Origin of the sequence: Parapedobacter brassicae, from assembly GCF_051400755.1 — a bacterium.
Classification (GTDB): domain Bacteria; phylum Bacteroidota; class Bacteroidia; order Sphingobacteriales; family Sphingobacteriaceae; genus Parapedobacter.
The window spans coordinates 1,140,160-1,159,154 of the sequence record NZ_JBLFFL010000001.1 but is presented as its reverse complement, the minus strand read 5'-3'; the positions used below and the strand labels follow the sequence as shown (position 1 = coordinate 1,159,154).

Genomic DNA, 18,995 nt, shown 5'->3' with positions numbered 1-18,995 from the left:
TAATTAAGCTTACAACGTTAGGTTAATACCGAAAATAAAGGATCTGGCTGTCGGATACCCCAGATAGTCGCCACCTTTGGCAAGCCCAGTTCCTTCACTGCTGGTTTCGGGGTCATAACCTGTGTAGTTCGTTAGGGTAAACAGATTGCTGCCCGTGACGTACAGGCGTAATGCGGATACGTTCAATCTGTCCAGTACGCTTTGTCCTACATTGTAGGCCAAATTTACATTTCTCAAACGCAAATAGGAAACGTCCTGTACCCAAGCGGACGATGGATCGCGCTGCCAACCTGTGGGATTGCGGGTGGCACGGAAGTGGATACCGTCGCCGGGGTCTTCGGGCGAACGCCAACGGTTGGTTTGCTCAATCATCCCGTTTCGATCGCCATGATAAATGCCCACCATGCGCTGGAAGAAACTGAAGACTTTGGCACCCTGCGAAGCGGTAAATTGTGCGCTTAAGGAGAAGCTTTTGTAGGAGAAGCTGTTGGTCATGCCCGCGATAAAATCGGGATTGTTACTTCCCAAAATGGTTTTGTCGTTTTGGTCCAATATTCCGTCTCCGTTGACATCGGCATACCGGCCATCCCCGATCTTATCGGCAGCAAGATGTGGATAGCGATCGAGTTCTTCCTGCGAAGTGAAGACCCCTTCGTATTGATAGCCAAAGAAGCTCGCGATGGGGTGTCCTATTGTCGTAATGAAGGCATTGTTGGCATTCGGGGCACTTTCATAGATGGGTCGTTGATCGGGGCCTACTTCCAGTACCTTGTTTTTATTGATGGCTATGTTGAAATTGGTGGTCCATTTAAACGCATTAACCAAATTCCGGGTTGTGACGGCTATTTCCACACCCTTGTTTTCCACTTTTCCGATATTCTGGAGCTGGTTTTCATAACCTGTAATGGTAGGAACGGGGACATCGAGCAAGAGATCGATGGATTGGCTGTTGTAGAAGTCTCCTTCCACGCGAATGCGGTCATTGAACAAGCCCAACTCCAGGCCTAAGTTGATTTGACGTGTTTTTTCCCAGCCGAGATCATTATTGGGAATTGACTCCGGATCAACAGTATTGATGAGCGACCCGCCGCTGGGATAATATCCCGGACTCAACAGCCCGATAGCGGAATAGTTGCCAATGCGGTTGTTTCCCGAAATCCCGAAGCCAGCCCTGATCTTGAGGTCGCTGATGGGATCCACACCCTGCATGAACTGCTCTTGGGAGATCCGCCAACCTAGCGAAACGGAAGGAAATGTACCCCATCTCCGGCTTTGACCAAAGCGGGAGGAGCCATCGCTACGTATGGCAGCGGTAAACAGGTAGCGGTCATCATAAGCGTAATTGACCCGGCTTAGGTAGGATATCAGCGAGTATTCAGACGCGGTGCTGGATAGCTCGTACATATTGCCTGCATTTAACGTTTCTATCTCGTCATTTGCAAATCCTCTTGCTTCACCCGTGAGGTCGTTGCTGGTATGTTTTTGTGTAGTATATCCCACTAACGCGGTAAATTGATGCTTGCCTCCGAAATTCTTTGAGTAATTGAGGGTGTTTTCGATTACCCAATCATAATCGGTTCCCCGGTCCTCCACTGCTCTTGCGGGCCGTGGTGCTCTAGAAGCATCCAAGTCCACGATGGAAGGTTCGAACCGCTTAAAGTGGTTGTCCTCAATTCCACCGTTTATACTGACCCGATACTTGAGGCCTTCGACGATTTCCCAATCTGCTGAGAGCGTACCCAACCAGCCATACCGCCTTCTGTTGAGTTTGACCAATTCGGCGACACCGATGGGACTGGAGACATCACCACCAAGAATATCAGGATTTCTGACCATTGAACCGTAGGTACCATCCTCATTCTGCACGGGGTAAATCGGCGGCAGTTGGAGTGCATACATAACTGCCGAATATTTTCCCTGGTCTTGTTCGCGTCCTTTGGCTGAATAGGCCATAAGGTTTACCCCGAGTTCAATGGACTCGGTGACTTTTGAATTGATGGCCGAACGGAAGTTGAATCGTTCATAATCCGTGTTTATCACGATCCCGTCTTGCTTCGTATAGCTTCCCGAAAAATTATATTGAGTATTCTCGGATCCGCCGTTTACCGACAGCTCGTTCTGCTGGGTAAGTGCATTGCGATAAAGCAGTTCCTGCCAGTTATTATCGGGCATTTGCGCTACGGAAGCCGGATCGAGGAAATTGTATAGATAGCCTCCGGTCCCATCAGGGATGATATACTGCCCTGTGGCACCGGGATAGAGGCTCCGGCGGGAATTTGGGTCATTGATGGAATGCGGGCCTTGGTTGGGGTCGCCGGGGATAACCGCGGCATCAAGCCAAGCCTGGTTTCTACCGTCAACTAACCACTCTACAAATTGGTCTCGGTTCATCATCTCGACCTCCTTGCCCCGCTGTTGGAAGCCCACAAATGAATTGACACTAACTCTTGGTGGCCCGACCTTTCCTTTTTTGGTGGAGATGACGACAACGCCATTGGCTCCACGAGAACCATAAATGGCTGTTGATGAAGCATCTTTCAGTACCTGGATGCTTTCAATGTCAGACGGATTGATAAGGCGAAATGCATTTCCTTCCATCGGATAACCATCAACCACATACAAGGGATCGCTGGACTGCGTAATGGAGCCTGTACCCCTGACCCGGATGGTTAAACTTTCACCGCCGGGCGCACCGCTAGTTTGCTGCACTTGAACTCCAGCCATCTGGCCGGCTATCGCCTCGCCAAAATTCTGGACGGGGCGGTTTTGGATGTTTTCTGCCGAAACGGATGCTACTGCTGTTGTCACATCAGCCCGGCGTTGGGTGCCATAGCCCACGACTACCACTTCATCCAAATCACTGACAGCTTCGCGAAGCACAGCGTTGATGGTCGAGCTCGTGCCGATACTTACTTCGCGATCTTCATAGCCGACGATGGTGAATACCAACGTGTTTCCGTTATTTGGTAATATAATTCGGTAATTCCCATCTGCATTGGTCGTCGTCACCGTGGTGGTGTTTTTCACGCTTATGGTCACTCCTTCCAATGGCTCTCCCTGCTCATTGGTTATCCGGCCGTTGATTTCGCGCTGTTGGGGTGCCGTGAAGGAGCGAGTTGATTGCACTTCTTTTTTTCGGCGTACCAGCACTGTTTTGCTGTCAATTTGAAAAGTAAGCGGTTGACCCGCGAAACAGGCTTCTAAAACGGTATGTAGTGGCGTATTCTGAAAATTGAGGTCAACCGCTTTGGTGCCGGCAAGGTGAGCGCTGTTGTATAGGAAGTCATAACCCGTCTGTTGTTGGATTTTCTCTAATATAGAGGCGATAGACGCTTTTTTTACATTGATTGTGACGTTCTGTGCATAGCCCACGGCTCCTGCCTGTAGAAATGTGATAGTCAACAACACAATGACAAGTTTCATGATTAGCAATAATTTGAATAGATAACGCCGAGAACAGCGAAATAAGATGGATTTTTTATACATTTGACATCCTGTTTGGTTAATAATTGATTCTTTTCTCAAGCAATTGATTTTGTGGCCAACAGCTATGCCGGGTGCGCCACGAACGCCTCCGGCTTTTTGGTGACCATCGTGATCGGTATCGTTATTTCATGATGACCACCCTCCTTTCCTTGATTTCGAAATGTATCGGTGCCAGTTTTTCTAAATGACTAAAAAGTTGGGATACATTCTTTGAGCGTTGGAACGTGCCAGTAAATCGGTCGTTGAATTGTCCTTGATATGCTACGGCTTCAATATCATACCATCGGGATATTTTACCGATAATGTCTTCAATAGATTCATTATCAAAACGGAAATAGCCGTTTTTCCAAGCCATCACAGAACGAATGTCTGCTTGGGCTTGGCGGATATTTCCGGTTTTTTCATCCGCAATGGCTTGTTCTCCTGGTTTTAAGGTAATTCGCTGGTCATTTTTCGATACATTTACCACGCCCTCCAGCAACGTGGTGGTTACGTGGGCCTCGTCTTCGAAAGCCGACACATTGAAATGTGTGCCCAAAACCTCAATAGCACTGCCCTGTGCATTGACTTTAAATGGCTTTAAAGCATCGTGTGCCACCTCAAAATACGCCTCTCCTTTAAGGGAAACGGCTCGCTCTCGCCTTGCAAACACCACTGGATATTGTATGGAAGAAGAAGAATTCAGCCAAACCTTTGTGCCATCGGGAAGCAAAAGCCGATAGGTATGACCTTTTGGTGTGCTGAATGTATGGTACTTGGTTGCTCCGTTGGCAACATCGGCCTGTGCAGCTTGGTATAAAATGCTCCCGTCTTCCGCTTTTGTAATGTTGACGCCTGACTCTTGTGCTAAGATGCCGACGATTGAATCGCTGACTACAATAGTACGGCCGTCATCCAACGTGAGTATGGCTTGGTTATGATCTGGCAAAAGAATATCGTCGGCCTGCTTTGCAATTGTCGGTGGGCTATCGGGGTTAGACGGGTTGAAATACAAGAACAGCCCTATGGAGATAGCGGCGATTAATATCGCCGCTATCCGAAACCATGCTGTGAGATCGGATTTACGGGACGCGATTTGCGGCTGGTCATCGGCTTGATGCCTATTGACAGTGTCCATAAGCTCACGATATAGTTGGTCTTGCCGTTCACGGTTGAATCGGACCATCAGCGTGTTGCCCGTTTCCAATGCTTCATCAATTGCCGTTGAAACCGATGCCGGAGCCTCTTCATCTAAATACCTGAGTAACTCCTCACAATCTTTCCTTGTGACGGTGTTATCAAAATACTGAGCCAGCAACTGCTGCAAACGGTTAATGTCCATGGTCTTTTGGCGAATAATTGGTCCCCATGGTGGGGCTTACCTAGAGAGAACACCAAAGGGAGGGGATAGGACTAGTTTGAACGAATTTTTTTTCTTGCAACGATCAGCTCGCCATCAAGCCAACGAAAACCAATGCTAATAGGTAAGTGTAACCCGATTGTCGGAGGGAGTTCTTCAATGTTTTTAACGCCTGAACCATGTGATTTTTCACTGTATTGGGCGAGAGGCCAAGTTGGTCGGCAATTTCCTTGTGCGATAAGCCATCTACACGGCTTAATTTAAATATCAGTTGTTGTTGTTTGGGGAGGCTTGTTACCAACTGTTGCGCATATTCTTCCAGCTCTTCGCTCATGAGTTGCTCTTCAGTCGGATTATTTGCGACCTCCAATCGTAACATCAATCGTTCAAACAATACAGCAGATTTCCGGATTTCTCTCAGTTTGTTTAAGCTTAACCGTTTGGCGATGACATATAAGTAAAGCCACATGTTTCCCTGTTCGTCCAACCCTTTCCGATTTAGCCAAAGCTTCAGAAATACGTCTTGAACAACCTCTTCACTCCAAGTGGTATCTTTTAGAAAACGAAAAGCCAGTTGGTACACCTGTTCGCTGTGCAAGTCATAGATCAGGCGGAAGGCGGCCTCGTTGCCTGCCACCAAAAGCCGGATCGTCGAAGAATCAACAGCGGACATTGATGTAAGTTTATAACGGTGTTAGTCAGTTACAAACCTACTAAAAATTGTTTTACCAACCTATCCCGTAATCCTCGCCGTTGTTGCTGCTCCCGCCCCAGAGTGAGCCGTGTTCGTGGTCAACGAAAATAGCATTGATCGGACCGCTTGTGCGGGTACCTAACCGCACGGAATACCCCATGGTTTTCAATTTGTCCACCACGTCTTGCGGAGTCGCCCTATCAAGGAGGATGCTTCCGGCGCGCGGCATGCGATCGTTGAATTGGGTGCCGCCCAGGGAGAGCCACAGCTGGTTGCTATTGATATTGGCGGCCTCGGTGGCCTGTTGTACGGTCATATCAAATTCCACCATATTGAGGAAAAATTGCAAGAGGTTCTGTTCCTGCGTATCGCCGCCTTGTACGGCAAATGAGAGGTATGGTTTGCCTTCTTTGAGGGCCATGGATGGCGTGAGTGTTACCCGGGGCCGCTTGCCGGGCGCCACCACGTTAAAGGGATCGATGATCGAATCGAGCACGAAGCTTTGCATGCGTTGGCTCATTCCCACGCCGGTGCGGCCGGCGATACAGGCAGGCAGCCATCCGCCGCTCGGGGTGATGGATACCACCCATCCTTCGGCGTCTGCGGCTTCCACGCTGGTGGTGCCGCGTAGCAGGCGGTCGTTGTACAGGCTGTCCGCCACCAACGCCCCGGTGGCGTCATGCTTAGGCACGAAGTTTTCCAGCTCCTTCAAGCCAGCCGTATCGGCCAGCAGTTGCTGGCGCTGGGCAAGCAGCGCTTTGAAGGGGTTGGTTTTGCCTTCATAGGGATAGGGGTCTCCGGGTTGCGGATTGGGATCGTTGCGAAGCGGGTTGATCAATTTCGCGCGTTCCTTTGCATACTCCTTGCTCAAGAGCCCCTTAATGGGTGGCCGGGGCGCAAAGTAGGGGTCGCCGTAGTAGAAGTCGCGATCAGCAAACGCAAGGTTCATGGATTGGTATACGGTATGGATATACTCGGTAGAATTATAGCCCATTGTTTTCAAGTCGACATTCTCCAAGATGTTCAAGGCCTGCAATAGCGAGGGGCCTTGTGTCCATTCCTGCAGCTTGTATACATCGATGCCCTTATAGCTGGTTATCAACGGCTCTTCTTCAATGGGCTTCCAGTTGGCGAGGTCTTCCATGGTGAATAGCCCGCCCTGTTCGCGGCTTCCCCGTACCAGTTCTTCCGCAATATCGCCCTTGTAGAAGCGGTCGTAGGCCGCCATAATGGCCTCTTTGCGGGATTTGCCCTGTTTGAGTGCTTCCTGCTCGGCATCTACCATTTTTTGGAGGGTGGCTAACAGGTCTTTCTGTACGAAGATTTCGCCGGGCTCGGGCGCTTCGCGCTCTTCACCGAGGTGCGGCAGGAATACCGCCTTGCTATACGGCCATTGCTTGATACGCTCCTTGCCGCGCTCCATGCTATTGGCGGTCTGCGCATCGATTGGATATCCGGCGGCCATGTCCATGGCCGGAGCCAGTACATCTTTCAGGCTCAGCTGGCCATAGTTGGCCAGCATGTGGCAGATGCCACCGGGTGTGCCTGGTGTTACCGCGGCGAGCGGACCATACTCCGGGGGGAAGTTATAGCCTTTGCCTTTGAAAAACTCCGGGGTCGCGCCTGTCGGTGCCACGCCCAATGCATTGATGGCGATGACTTTGCCGGTCTTAGGGTTATAGATGAGTGCTTGTGTTTCACCACCCCAGCTCAGTACATCCCACATGGTGCAGGTGGCCGCCAACATGGCACAGGCCGCATCCACAGCATTCCCGCCGCGTTCGAAAATCAGCGCCCCCGCTGTGGCAGCCAAGGGCTTGCCCGTGATGGCCATCCAATGCTTACCGTGCAGGGGCGGTTTTTCGGTGCGCTGGGCATGTACTTGTAAGGCGAGTAAAAGGATGAGGGCAGCGAGCAGCTTCTTCATGGCAATAACAGGGTTAGTTAAACAGAAAATGTCCTGTTAAAGGTAGGGCTTATCGCGAATAGTTGGTAGCGGAAGATTGTAACGAGTTGGTTAAGCTGAATCTTGAAGATTAAATGGCGAATTTTAGTGCGTTTTCTAAATTCGCCCGGAAGGGTTTATTTTTTCTTTTTGCGGTTTAACGCTGTCAGGGCTTTATTCGCTTCTGATATACTATCGATAAACTGTTTTTCTACTTCGGAAAGTTCATCGCCCGTTTTCGTTCGATAGGCCTCATACTCTGCCAGCGCTTTCTTTTGAGCCAGTTCTGCCGAAATTTTCCCAGCATGAGCGAGCACTTCCTGACGGCTCATTTTGATGAAGCCGTCCAGCACTTCAATCCAATCTTTCATGGCCATGGACCGTTGTTGCAACGCGTTGATCTCGGCAATGTCCAGATAAGCAGAAACCAATCGATTTAAAATTCTTAATTCTTCCTCAGTTAGATAGTTTTTAGCTATGCTGATTTCCTGCTTCGTGGGATGTTTGCCTTTGAACGTTTTCAGTCCCATAAAAGGCTGGAGGGCATTCGCTCTTTGGAAAATGACCTCGGCAGCTGTATGACCATGCGCAGCCCAATGTAGTTTGTTTTGGACGGTTTGAAAGAATTTTTGGGTCAACTCGGCTTTCGGGTCGTAGTCAATACTTGTGGCATAAATTTCCAATACCTTTCTGTAAAACAGCTTTTCTGAAGAACGGATATCTCTTATCCGTTCTAATAATTCCTCAAAATATCCTCCACCCTGTTTGAGCAAGTCATCATTCATGGCGAAGCCCTTAATGAGGTATTCTCTTAATCGCTCTGTGGCCCATATCCGAAACTGGGTGCCTCTCAACGATTTTACGCGATAGCCCACGGAGATGATGACATCAAGGTTGTAGTGATTAACCTCATAGGACTTACCGTCAGCAGCAGTTGTTCGGAATTTCCGAACAACTGACTCCTCAAGCAATTCGCCTTCGCCAAAAACATGTTTAATATGCTCGCTAATATTGGATTTAGATGATTGAAATAATGCAACCATGTCGGCCTGTGTAAGCCACACCGTACTATTTTCCAGTCGTACTTGGATCTTCAACAGCCCATCTTCGGACTGATAGAGCAAAAAATCACTATTTGGTTTATCAAAGTGCATGATATCAGGCTTTACTTCCTTTTAAATACCCCTTCAAAAACTGCGCGGTATAGCTGTCCGATGTGCTGACCATCTCTTCCGGAGTACCTTCGAACACGAGCTCGCCTCCCTTTTCGCCGCCTTCGGGTCCGATGTCGATGATCCAGTCCGCGCTTTTGATCATGTCCATGTTGTGCTCGATGACCAGGATGCTGTTGCCTTGGGCGATGAGTGCATCGAATGACTTCAGCAGCTTCTTGATGTCGTGGAAGTGCAGGCCCGTGGTGGGTTCGTCAAAGATGAACAGGGTATTTTTGCTGTTGTTGCCCTTGATGAGGAACGAGGCCAGCTTGATCCGCTGCGCTTCGCCGCCGGATAAGGTGCTGGAGGACTGGCCCAGTTTGACATAACCCAGCCCCACATCTGCAAGGGGCTGCAGCTTGGCCAATATCTTGGATTGGTCGGCAAAGAATTCCAACGCTTCATCTACGCTCAGGTCGAGGATATCGGAGACGTTTTTTTCCTTCCAGGTGATGTCAAGCACATGCTGCTTGAAGCGCTTGCCACCACAGGCCTCGCAGGGAAGTATGATGTCGGCCATAAACTGCATCTCGATCTTCACCTCGCCCTCACCCTGGCACACATCGCACCGTCCGCCTTCTACATTGAAAGAAAATGCAGCGGGCTTCAGTCCCGCGGCTTTGGCGGTGGATTGGGAACTGTACAGGGCGCGGATCTCATCCCACGCCTTCACATAAGTCACCGGGTTGGAGCGCGATGACCGGCCGATGGGATTTTGGTCCACCAGCTCCACTTGTTCCACCCGGCGGATATCGCCGTCGATACCATCATACGCGCCGGTTTGTTCGCCGGAATAGTTGCCGAGGGCTTTTTGCAGGGCGGGGTATAAGATGCGTTTCACCAGGGAGGTCTTGCCCGAGCCGGACACACCCGTGACAACGGTAAATACATTGAGTGGGAAACGCACGTCAATCCCTTTCAGGTTGTTCTCGCGCGCGCCTTTGACCAAGATGGCGTCATGCCACTTGCGGCGGCTTGCGGGCACCGGGATACGCTCCTTGCCGCTGAGGTACCGGCCGGTGAGACTATCGGGGGCTTGCAGGATTTCGTCATAGGTGCCGTTGAAGATGAGGCGACCCCCATTGATCCCTGCTTCGGGCCCGATATCAATGAGGTAATCTGCAGCTTGCATCATTTCCTGCTCATGCTCCACGACGAGCACCGTGTTGCCCACATTGCGCAGCGACTTGAGCACCCCGATGAGGCGCTGGGTGTCGCGGGGATGCAGGCCGATGCTGGGTTCATCGAGCACATAGATGGAGCCGACCAGCGAACTGCCGAGGGAAGTCGCCAGGTTGATGCGCTGGGATTCGCCGCCGGAGAGGGTGTTTGACAGACGATTCAGCGTGAGGTAGCTCAACCCCACATCCGTGAGGAACTGCAAGCGGCTGGCGATCTCGGTGAGCAGGCGCTGCGCGATTTTTGCGTCGTTTTCGGAGAGTTCGAGGCGCTGAAAGAAGTCAAGCGCAACATCCAGTGGCATCAGCACCACATCGGAAATGGACTTGCCATTAATTTTTACATACGTGGCATCCTTGCGCAGACGAGTGCCTTTACACTCGGGGCAGTCCGTTTTGCCGCGATAGCGGGAGAGCATGACCCGGTATTGGATTTTGTACGTCTGCTCTTCAAGCTCTTCGAAGAACCGGTTCAGTCCCTCGAAATGCCGGTTACCGGTCCACAACAACTCCTTCTGCGCATCCGTGAGGTCGCGGTAAGGGCGATGGATGGGAAAATCGAATTTACCGGAGGTGCGGATCAGCCGTTGCAGCCATTCGCCCATTTTTTCGCCCCGCCAAGGGGCGATAGCCCCATCGTATACCGAGCGGCTTTTGTCCGGAACGACCAAATCGGGGTCGATGCCGATAATGCGGCCATACCCTTCGCAGCGCTTACAGGCGCCATAGGGATTGTTGAAGCTGAAAAAATTAGGGGTGGGCTCCTCAAATAAGATACCATCCCATTCAAAGCGGTCGGAAAACGAATGGACAAAGCCGTTTTCTTCAACATAGCAGTCGCCCTTGCCTTCGAAGAAAGCGGTTTGTACGGAGTCGGCTATGCGGCTGGCGGTATCTTCTTCCGCGTCTACGGCGATGCGGTCGATAACAATCAGCAGATCCCCGGCTTGAGCCGTCCAATTCTCCACGGTGTCGTCTTGGAGCAGGGATTCGATTTTCTGTATCGTTCCGTCATAAACCACCCGCACGAAGCCTTTCTGCAGCAGCACAGCCAACTCCTCTTTGAGGTTGCGGTTATTGCTGGGGTGCAGCGGGGCGCTTACGGTGGCGACGGTACCTTGGGGCTGTGCGGTAATGAAGTTCGTGACGGAAGTAACAGTATCTTTCTTTACTTCCGCTCCAGATACCGGCGAATACGTCTTGCCGATGCGGGCGTAAAGAAGCTTGAGGTAATCGTAGATTTCCGTGGAAGTGCCCACCGTGGAGCGCGGGTTGCTGGTGATGACGCGCTGTTCGATAGCGATGGCCGGGGCGATGCCCTTGATGTAGTCTACTTCCGGCTTGCTCATGCGGCCCATGAACTGCCGCGCATAGGACGAGAGGCTTTCGACATAGCGGCGCTGGCCTTCGGCGTAGAGGGTATCGAAGGCGAGGGACGATTTGCCGGAGCCCGACATGCCCGTGATGACCACGAGCTTGTTTTTGGGGATGGCTACGTCTACATTCTTCAGGTTGTGTACGCGTGCGCCTTTGATGATGATATGGGTTTTGGGATCGGGCGTTGCTATTGCTGTGTTCATATGGGATTTGCGATTCCGCGTGCTACCCAGCGGAAAAACACAAAATTACGGATAATTTTTTTAGTAGCAACAGGTGGCTGCAAAAGAAAAAACCCAAGGTAGTGCCACGCTACCTTGGGTGAACCGTGTTGGAAAAAATGAAATTATTTCTTTTCCACCTTCAACACCGCCTGATCGTTGCCGGCCGTCAGATCGAGGGTCAATACGTAGGTCGCACCGGCTTCTAGGGTTTTCCCTTCGGCGATACCGAGGTTACCGGGATCCCGGCCGTTGCTACCGTCGCCCACGAAGATGACATCGCTGGTGGTACTCAGGCCATCATTCTTGAATTCGCCACCCCACCCTTTTTGGTGGAAGAACTTGAAGTTGATGTTATCTGCTGCCACGGTGGTGCCTGCCACCACGGTGATCTGGTATATCTTATCGGCGACCGGAGCCATGCATAGCGCTTTCTCGGTGGTCCAGCCGACCGCATTGGTGGCTACCGAAGGTTTGCCGATGCCCTCGCCGATGATCCAGACTGCCCCGGAGCCATCGGCTTGCAGCGTGGCCAAGTCCGCACCGTTGAGCGTTTCCACGATGAAGTATTGGTGGTTGAAATCGGCCGTAATGCGGTAGTTGCCCGTTTTCGGCTGGAAAAGCAGCTTACCCGAGGCATCCTGCGCAAAATAATCCCGATCGATCCACCAGCTCTCCAGGTCGTCAAACCCATCGATGATGACCTCCTCCTCGTGGTTCAGCGCCAGGTCTACGCGGAAGGTATTGTCATCCACCCGGTCCATCACCGTTTGATTGATCGCATAGGCAATGATGAACGGAGCCGCCTCATAGGTCAGGCTATTGAACGAAATCGTGTATTCTCCCGAAAAGGCATTGGAAAACGGGATGCTGTTGGTACTCCCCTCCTTGATGGCGTTGTCTGCCCAACCGAAGGTCAGTTCGTTTCCAGCCTCGCCAACGGCAGGCGTTTTAATGTAACCATTGACCTTCGCCGGGAAGGTGCCGGTGGCCGCATAGGTGTACAGGTCCGTGCGTTCCAAGCGGTATTCGGTCTCGTCGGCCACCAAGGTGAGGTATGGATAATCCGGCCGTTGCAGGGGAAGCTCGTACGCCATTTCAGTACTGGTGAAGTGGATGTTTTGGAGCACCAGCTTGAGCGTAGCGGTGCCGTCGGGCACGTTGGCATAGTAGGGCACATAGATTTTACCCGTATAGTCCCCATTGGTTTTCGTGCGGATGACGGTCTCCGAAACCAGCTCGTCGCTGTAGTACAAGCGGGCCTTCAAGGTTGACAGGGGCACATCGGCGTCGGACACACCGACGGTGAAGGCCAGGCTATCGCCAAAATGGGCAGCAGAAAAGTCGGTCTTCGATTCGATGACCGGATTGCCCGGGGCTTTCGTTTCCTCTTTTTTGCAGGCGCCTACGAGGAGGCCTGCGAGGATCAGTAGGTTAATAAGCTGTTTGTTCATGTTTTCGAAATGCTATTTCCAACGATAAGAAACTACGGCCTTTGCAGGCACTTCGTAGCTAAAATGGTTCGTGCCGTCATCCAGCGTAATACGCTTGGCTTCGGCGGTGTTATTGAGCAATACAGCGGCCAGGCTGCCGTCGGGGTTTTCGAATGCGGCATAGGTCAGCCCGGCAGCCGTAAAGCCGCTGGTGCCGATGCGCGTCGCCCCCGGTTTCACCACGGCAGCCAGGTGGCTGATGATGTAGTAGTGCGAATTGCGCTGGATGGTTTGGTAATCAGCCTTACTGATGTCTACCGCACCGTAGCAGGTCTGGCAGCCACCCTCACGGTTCGGTCCCCGGTCGTTGTCGAGCATGAGGTTCCACACGATCACGGCTTTGCACCAGTTGTTCACGGTGCCTAGGGCGACTTCCTGCATATCTTCCATGAGGCGCACGGACAGGTTTTGGCCGTCGTTCCACGTGCCGATAGACGTTTCGGTAAAGATCAGCTCTTTGTCCGGACGTTGCTGCTGGATGTCCAGCAGTTCCTGCCTGTTGCCGCCATAATTGTGATAGGCGGCACCGGCCACGTAGGAGGCTACTTCCTCATCTTGATACACCTTGACGGGATAGTCTGTCTGATCGGCCATGTCGTCGTAGTTATAGTTATGGTCGAAGACGTAGATTTTGGTGTCAAGTCCAGCGTCCCGCAGCTTGGGACCAAGCGCCTGTTTGATAAACGCTTGCTGCTCTTGCCAGCCCATGAAGAGCGAAGCGGAGTTGCCTCTGTTGAGCGGCTCATTCTGCGGCGTGATGGCGTGGATGGGGATACCCTGGGCTTCCATGGCTTGTATCCATTTGACGAAATAAGTGCCATAATTCTGGTAGTGCGCCGGGTTGAGCTGGCCACTGGTCCAGGCGTTGTGCGGCTGCAGATCGGTCAGGTTGTTTACCTTCATCCACCGCGGAGGGGTCCACGGCGATCCGAGGATCTTGATCGATGGGTTGATGGCCAGTATTTCCTTCAGTACGGGTATGACGTATTCCAGCTCCTCGCTTTGCAAGGCAAAATTTTCGATGCCCGGGGCATCGCACAAGGTGTATTCGCTCAATGAAAAATCAGAGCATCCAATGGCTATGCGAATGTAACTATGGCCATAACCCTCGGTTTCGGAGAAGGTTTCTTTGAGGAACTTGGCGCGGTCGTCCGGCGTCATCTGCATCAGGTTGTAGCTGGTTGAGCCCGTGATGGCTGCGCCGAAGCCATCCATGGTCTGGTACCGCTGCTGGCGGTTCAGCCGGATCGTGGTGGGCGACATGTTGGATGACTCGCCGAAATCCACTGCCTGCCAGGCCAGGTCTTGCGAAAGGTTGGCGGTGGTGACCAGCACTTCCACGTCGCCCTCCGTGACCGGTGGCGGTGGCTCTGGTTCGGGCGTGGCATCGTTGTTCGAGCTGCAGGTGGCGAAAAGAAAGCCGACCAGCAAGAGCTTCGCGATATGATGAAAAAAGGATCTGTTCATAATAAGCCTATGTAATGTTAATAACCGGGGTTCTGCACCAGTTTGGGATTTTGATCGATGGCGCTTTGCGGGATGGGCAAGCGGTGAGAAGTCTCATTAAACGGATAGACCTGTGACAGCCGGCCTTCATCGTTGGCGTAGACGGCATTCATCACAGGCGCTACTTTATCCAGTCGCACCAGGTCAAACCAGCGCTGCCCTTCGAAGGCCAGTTCCAGCCGCCGTTCTTTCAGGAGGGCATCCAGCATCGCGGTTTGATTGCTGCGCACCGCGCTGGGCAAGCGGCCCAGTCCAGCCCGCTGGCGGATACGGTCGATGATCGTTGCAGCTCCTTCCAGGTCGTTGTTTACCACGAGCGCCTCGGCTTTCAGCAGCAGGATGTCAGCATAGCGCAATTTGATGATGCTGTTATGGGCCGAGCGGATCTTGTACATAAACGCGTAATTGTCTGCCGGGTAATAATTGCTCCAACTGGTTTCATAGTACACGATGGCCTGTTCATAGCGCTTTTGATCGCCCTCCTGTTGGTATGCGCGGATGAGGTCACGCGAGGGGGTCACCCATTTAGCCCAGGTAAAGCTGTTGTTATAGTTGGATAGGTCGCGGCCAAACATCCAGGTGACCCAGTTGCCGCTTCCCGGGAAAAATTGGGCTTCCAAGATGGATTCTACTGTATTGCGCATTTTGGTATCGGAGTTGGCCGCATTGGTGCCAAAGAGATCGCTCAGGTCGGCCACCAGGTCAAAGCCATCGGCAGCCAGTTCGTCTGCATACTGGACCACCTTCGTGTAGTCCCGTATCGGTTTTTCCGCATACACTTTTGCGAGCATGGCCCGGGCAACGGACTTGCTTAGCAAGGTCTTGTTTGATGGGCTTACATCCGGTGCATCCGGCAGGGCCTCCAACAGGTCTCTTTCGATTTGGCGGTAAACATCTACTTCGGGCGACTGTGCTGGGAAGTAGAGGTCGTAGACGTCTTCGATGTTTTCCGCCGTAATGTCGGGCGCTTCCGTGGTGATCAGGGGCACATCGCCCCATATACGCACCATGTCGAAGTAGACGAGCGCCCGGAAGATCTTGGCCTCCGCTTTGTACCTCAGACGCTCGGTATCGGTCAAGGAAGCATCCTGTACGCTATCGATGTTGACCAGCAGCCGGTTGGCCCGTGCCACATCCTCCAGGTACCGTGTCCAGTCGCGCGACAATACCGAGTTGGAGGCATCCAACGCGTTGTTTTCAAAGGGGATCACTTCAGCGCCCGTGGTGCCACCGTAGGCATTGTCTGCATGGCTCTCGGCGATCAGCAGCAGGTCGAGGTACCAGTGTTCCTGCCGATCGTTCAATTGGCGGTAAATGGTCTGCATATGGCTTTCAACGGCGGCCTTGTCTTTAAAAACCACCTCTTGACCAGCATTGTTAGCGCCCTCGGTGACATCCGAATAGGTGTCCACAGGTTCGGTGATCAGGGAGCACGACGATACCAGCGCCGCCATGCAGAAGATCATCGGAATATTAAGATTTATTTTCATGGCTTTCAGGATTAAAATTCAACATTGATGCCCACTACAAACGACCGGCTTTGCGGATAAGTGCCCCAGTCGATGCCTTGCACCGCACCGCTATTGCCCCATTGGTTTACCTCAGGGTCCATACCCGAATAGTTGGTCCACGTGAGCAGGTTGGTGGCCGAGATATACGGCTGCACCCGGGTGATGCCCAAACGCGTGAGGGCATTTGACCGTACGTTATATCCTAAAGAAACGTTTTTCACGCGCAGGTAGCTGCCGTCCTCTACAAAATACGAGGAGTTGCGCAGGTCGAAGTTCGCCCGGGGCACGTCTGTGATCTGGCCGGGTATACGCCAGCGGTCGAGCACCCGCGTCGATTGATTCTTGCCATCATACATGCCTTCGGTTTCGATGCGCGAGGCATTGAAGATGTCATTGCCATAAGACCCTTGGAGAAATACACTCAGGTTGAAGTTTTTCCACGAAAACGTATTGGTCAGTCCGAACGTAAAGTCGGGGTTCGGGTCGCCGATGTATGAGCGGTCCGTAGGCGACACTTTTCCATCTTGGTTGAGGTCGCGATAAATAAGTTGTCCCGTTTCCGGGTCCACACCATCGCTGACGTAGCCATAGAAGCCACTGAGGGCCCTTCCGGGAACATTGCGGACCACATGATCGCTGATCACATCGCTAGTGGGCGCGGTCGAATAAAATTCCGTGAGGGCCACATCATCGAAACGGTTCCGGTTGAATGAGATATTAAAGTCCGTATCCCAGCTAAAATCTCCCGTAAAGTTGCGGCTGTTTACGGCAACTTCGAAGCCCCGGTTGCTCATCTCGCCTTCATTGCGGATGATGGTCGTAGAGCTGCCCCCTCCTGCCGGTACTGTCACATTCATCAACATGTCCGTCGTTTTCTTGTAATAGTAGTCGAGGTTGACGGTCAACCGGCTGCGGAATGCCGTGAAATCGATACCGAAGCCCGTCTGTGTAGTGGTCTCCCACGTGAGGTCGCGTGTACGCAAATTGGCAGGGGAAATGGAAGGCACCGCATTGGTATATTGCTCTTCAAACCAGGGAAGGCGGGTGATGTTGTACCGTTGCAGGTATGCGTAGTCGCCCACGCCGGATTGGTTGCCGGTTTGTCCCCATCCTGCACGGATCTTCAGGTCGTCGAGCCAAGCCACATCCGCTAAGAACGGCTCTGCCGAAAGCCGCCAAGCCGCTGAAGCCGAAGGGAAGAGACCCCAGCGATGGTCGGGATGCAGCTTGGACGAACCGTCCGAACGGAGGTTGGCCGTGATGAGGTACTTGCTGTCAAAGTTATACGAGACACGTCCGAAGAAGGACATGATGGCCCATTCGGAGCCTCCGCTGCCCGTATTGTCCCATGCAATGCGGTTGGCCGCATTGAGGGTTTGTATCAGGCCGTTCCGGTAATGCGAACCGTTTATCCAGTTGTTCGTGTACTCCGACTGCGTCCATGATGAACCGGCCATGATGTCCAGATTATGTTTGTCAAACGATTTGGTGTAGTTGGCCACGTTATCCCAGGTCAGCACGGTGTTCATATTGCGGTTATCCGAGCCCTCACCAAACTGATTGCGACCCCAAGAGGTGGTATAGGGATCAAGGAAGGAGGTATTTACCGCATTCCGGCGGTCCAGGGTAAACGAAGACTTCAGCGTGAGATCCGGCAGGAAGGTGATCAACGCATGGCCAGAAGCGATCAGCCGGTTTTCCCGGTTGCGGTTGTCCTTACTGCGGGCCAGGTTTTCCAGGGGACTGGTAATGTTGACCCCATAGAAGTTGGTGTTGTACTGTCCGGGATTTTCCGGGTCCCATATGGGTGCAAAGGGCGGCGTGTTGACTACCGCGAGGACCACGCCACCTCGGTTGGCCCCGTTGCCGGTATTGACCCCATTGCTGGAATAATCGGAGTACGTCACGTTGGCGTTTACGTTCAGCCACTTCCGCACTTGGTTGTCAATGTTGGCCCTGAAATTATACCGTTTATAAAAAGCGGCATCCAGTGTGCCCTGTTCGTCCAATACGCCTCCTGAAAGGTAATATTTCAGCTTTTCCGTACCGTCAGAGATGGATACCTGATAGTTTTGGATCTGACCCGGCTGATAGGTTTCTTCAAACCAATCGGTCTGGTCGGTCAATCCGTCCGGCAAATTGATTATGCCGATCTCGTCCATCAGTTCCGCATACTGTGCGGTATTGAGCGGCGTAATGGAGTTGGCGACGTAGTTTTGGGTGACCTGTGCATTTACGGCGATGCGCGCATCGCCGGTTTTACCGGTCTTGGTGGTGATGAGTACGACCCCGTTTGCCGCCCGTGAGCCGTAGATGGCCGCCGAAGAGGCATCCTTCAGGATCTGCATGTCGGCGATGTCCTGCGGCGAGAGGAAGTTGATGTTGTCTACCGGCACCCCGTCTACGACATAAAGCGGGTCGTTGCTGCCATTGAAGGAGGTAGTGCCCCGTATGCGGATGGATGTCTCGCCGCCCGGCGCCCCGTTCGGCTGGATAACGGCGACCCCGGCGGCCCGTCCCTGTATGGCCTGCGTAGCCGATACAATGGGGCGCTCATTCAGGTCGTCCATCGATACGCTTGAAATCGCCGTGGTGACGTCCTTCCGTTTTACCGAACCGTAGCCGATGACGACCACATCTTCGAGCATATTGACCGAAGGTGAGAGCTGCGCATTTAGCGGACTGTTGCTTGCCGGCAATTCAACCGGATCATAGCCCACAAATGAGATCGCAATGATGGCCCCTTCGGGCACATTGTTCAGCACAAAACGGCCATTGTCGTCCGTTGTCGTACCATTGGGTGTCCCCTTTTGAGACACCGACACGCCCAGCAGCGGCTCCCCGTTGCTGGCATCGGTCACCGTCCCCTGGACGCGGAGATTCGTTTGGGCGAAACCCGGCAAGGCGATGAGCCATGTAAATAGCAGAAAAATAGGGAAGAGGCCCCTTTTCATTTGGGTAAGGAAAAGCTCCATATCATTAAAATATTAATACAGGTTTTTAAATGGGGTTTTTAATTGGCAATCCCAAA

Annotated in this window: 10 protein-coding genes; all 10 read right to left on the bottom strand. The window is 52.5% G+C overall.

The genetic code is table 11. The features are described 5' to 3' along the window. Positions 1–9: 9 nt before the first annotated feature. Positions 10–3,423, bottom strand: coding sequence for a TonB-dependent receptor (locus ACMGDE_RS04600; RefSeq protein WP_436831584.1), 3,414 nt, complete (start codon positions 3,421–3,423; stop codon positions 10–12). 184 nt (positions 3,424–3,607) lie between these two features. Next, complete coding sequence (locus tag ACMGDE_RS04595) at positions 3,608–4,807, bottom strand: FecR family protein (RefSeq protein ID WP_436831583.1); 1,200 nt, start codon at positions 4,805–4,807, stop codon at positions 3,608–3,610. 103 nt (positions 4,808–4,910) lie between these two features. Further along, positions 4,911–5,498: an RNA polymerase sigma factor gene (locus tag ACMGDE_RS04590; protein WP_436831582.1), complete on the bottom strand. Its 588-nt coding sequence runs from the start codon at positions 5,496–5,498 to the stop codon at positions 4,911–4,913. 52 nt (positions 5,499–5,550) lie between these two features. Then, positions 5,551–7,446, bottom strand: a complete 1,896-nt coding sequence (locus ACMGDE_RS04585; protein ID WP_436831581.1) for a gamma-glutamyltransferase family protein — start codon at positions 7,444–7,446, stop codon at positions 5,551–5,553. Positions 7,447–7,601: 155 nt separating this feature from the next. Then, a complete protein-coding gene (locus ACMGDE_RS04580) occupies positions 7,602–8,618 on the bottom strand; it encodes a virulence RhuM family protein (RefSeq protein WP_436831580.1) in 1,017 nt (338 codons plus the stop codon). Positions 8,619–8,622: 4 nt separating this feature from the next. After that, on the bottom strand, positions 8,623–11,436 hold the full coding sequence (gene uvrA, locus ACMGDE_RS04575) for an excinuclease ABC subunit UvrA (RefSeq protein WP_436831579.1): 2,814 nt from the start codon (positions 11,434–11,436) through the stop codon (positions 8,623–8,625). 143 nt (positions 11,437–11,579) lie between these two features. Further along, positions 11,580–12,908, bottom strand: coding sequence for a DUF5125 domain-containing protein (locus ACMGDE_RS04570; protein ID WP_436831578.1), 1,329 nt, complete (start codon positions 12,906–12,908; stop codon positions 11,580–11,582). 12 nt (positions 12,909–12,920) lie between these two features. Further along, positions 12,921–14,414 carry an endo-1,6-beta-glucanase gene (locus ACMGDE_RS04565; protein ID WP_436831577.1) on the bottom strand — a complete coding sequence of 498 codons (1,494 nt, stop codon included), beginning with the start codon at positions 14,412–14,414 and terminating at the stop codon, positions 12,921–12,923. Positions 14,415–14,431: 17 nt separating this feature from the next. Next, the gene (locus ACMGDE_RS04560) at positions 14,432–15,943 is read right to left on the bottom strand and encodes a RagB/SusD family nutrient uptake outer membrane protein (RefSeq protein WP_436831576.1); all 1,512 of its coding nucleotides are present in this window, start codon (positions 15,941–15,943) and stop codon (positions 14,432–14,434) included. Between the two features lie 11 nt (positions 15,944–15,954). Beyond that, entirely contained in the window at positions 15,955–18,939 is a 2,985-nt protein-coding gene (locus ACMGDE_RS04555; protein WP_436831575.1) for a SusC/RagA family TonB-linked outer membrane protein, read from the bottom strand. Positions 18,940–18,995: the final 56 nt, after the last annotated feature.

What these genes read in the sequence shown, in the direction of transcription:
- ACMGDE_RS04585 (WP_436831581.1), bottom strand. Translation starts at nt 7,446, where the DNA reads ATGAAGAAGCTGCTCGCTGCCCTCATCCTTTTACTCGCCTTACAAGTA.
- ACMGDE_RS04600 (WP_436831584.1), bottom strand. Translation starts at nt 3,423, where the DNA reads ATGAAACTTGTCATTGTGTTGTTGACTATCACATTTCTACAGGCAGGA.
- ACMGDE_RS04555 (WP_436831575.1), bottom strand. Translation starts at nt 18,939, where the DNA reads ATGGAGCTTTTCCTTACCCAAATGAAAAGGGGCCTCTTCCCTATTTTT.
- ACMGDE_RS04565 (WP_436831577.1), bottom strand. Translation starts at nt 14,414, where the DNA reads ATGAACAGATCCTTTTTTCATCATATCGCGAAGCTCTTGCTGGTCGGC.
- ACMGDE_RS04595 (WP_436831583.1), bottom strand. Translation starts at nt 4,807, where the DNA reads ATGGACATTAACCGTTTGCAGCAGTTGCTGGCTCAGTATTTTGATAAC.
- ACMGDE_RS04570 (WP_436831578.1), bottom strand. Translation starts at nt 12,908, where the DNA reads ATGAACAAACAGCTTATTAACCTACTGATCCTCGCAGGCCTCCTCGTA.
- ACMGDE_RS04580 (WP_436831580.1), bottom strand. Translation starts at nt 8,618, where the DNA reads ATGCACTTTGATAAACCAAATAGTGATTTTTTGCTCTATCAGTCCGAA.
- uvrA (WP_436831579.1), bottom strand. Translation starts at nt 11,436, where the DNA reads ATGAACACAGCAATAGCAACGCCCGATCCCAAAACCCATATCATCATC.
- ACMGDE_RS04590 (WP_436831582.1), bottom strand. Translation starts at nt 5,498, where the DNA reads ATGTCCGCTGTTGATTCTTCGACGATCCGGCTTTTGGTGGCAGGCAAC.
- ACMGDE_RS04560 (WP_436831576.1), bottom strand. Translation starts at nt 15,943, where the DNA reads ATGAAAATAAATCTTAATATTCCGATGATCTTCTGCATGGCGGCGCTG.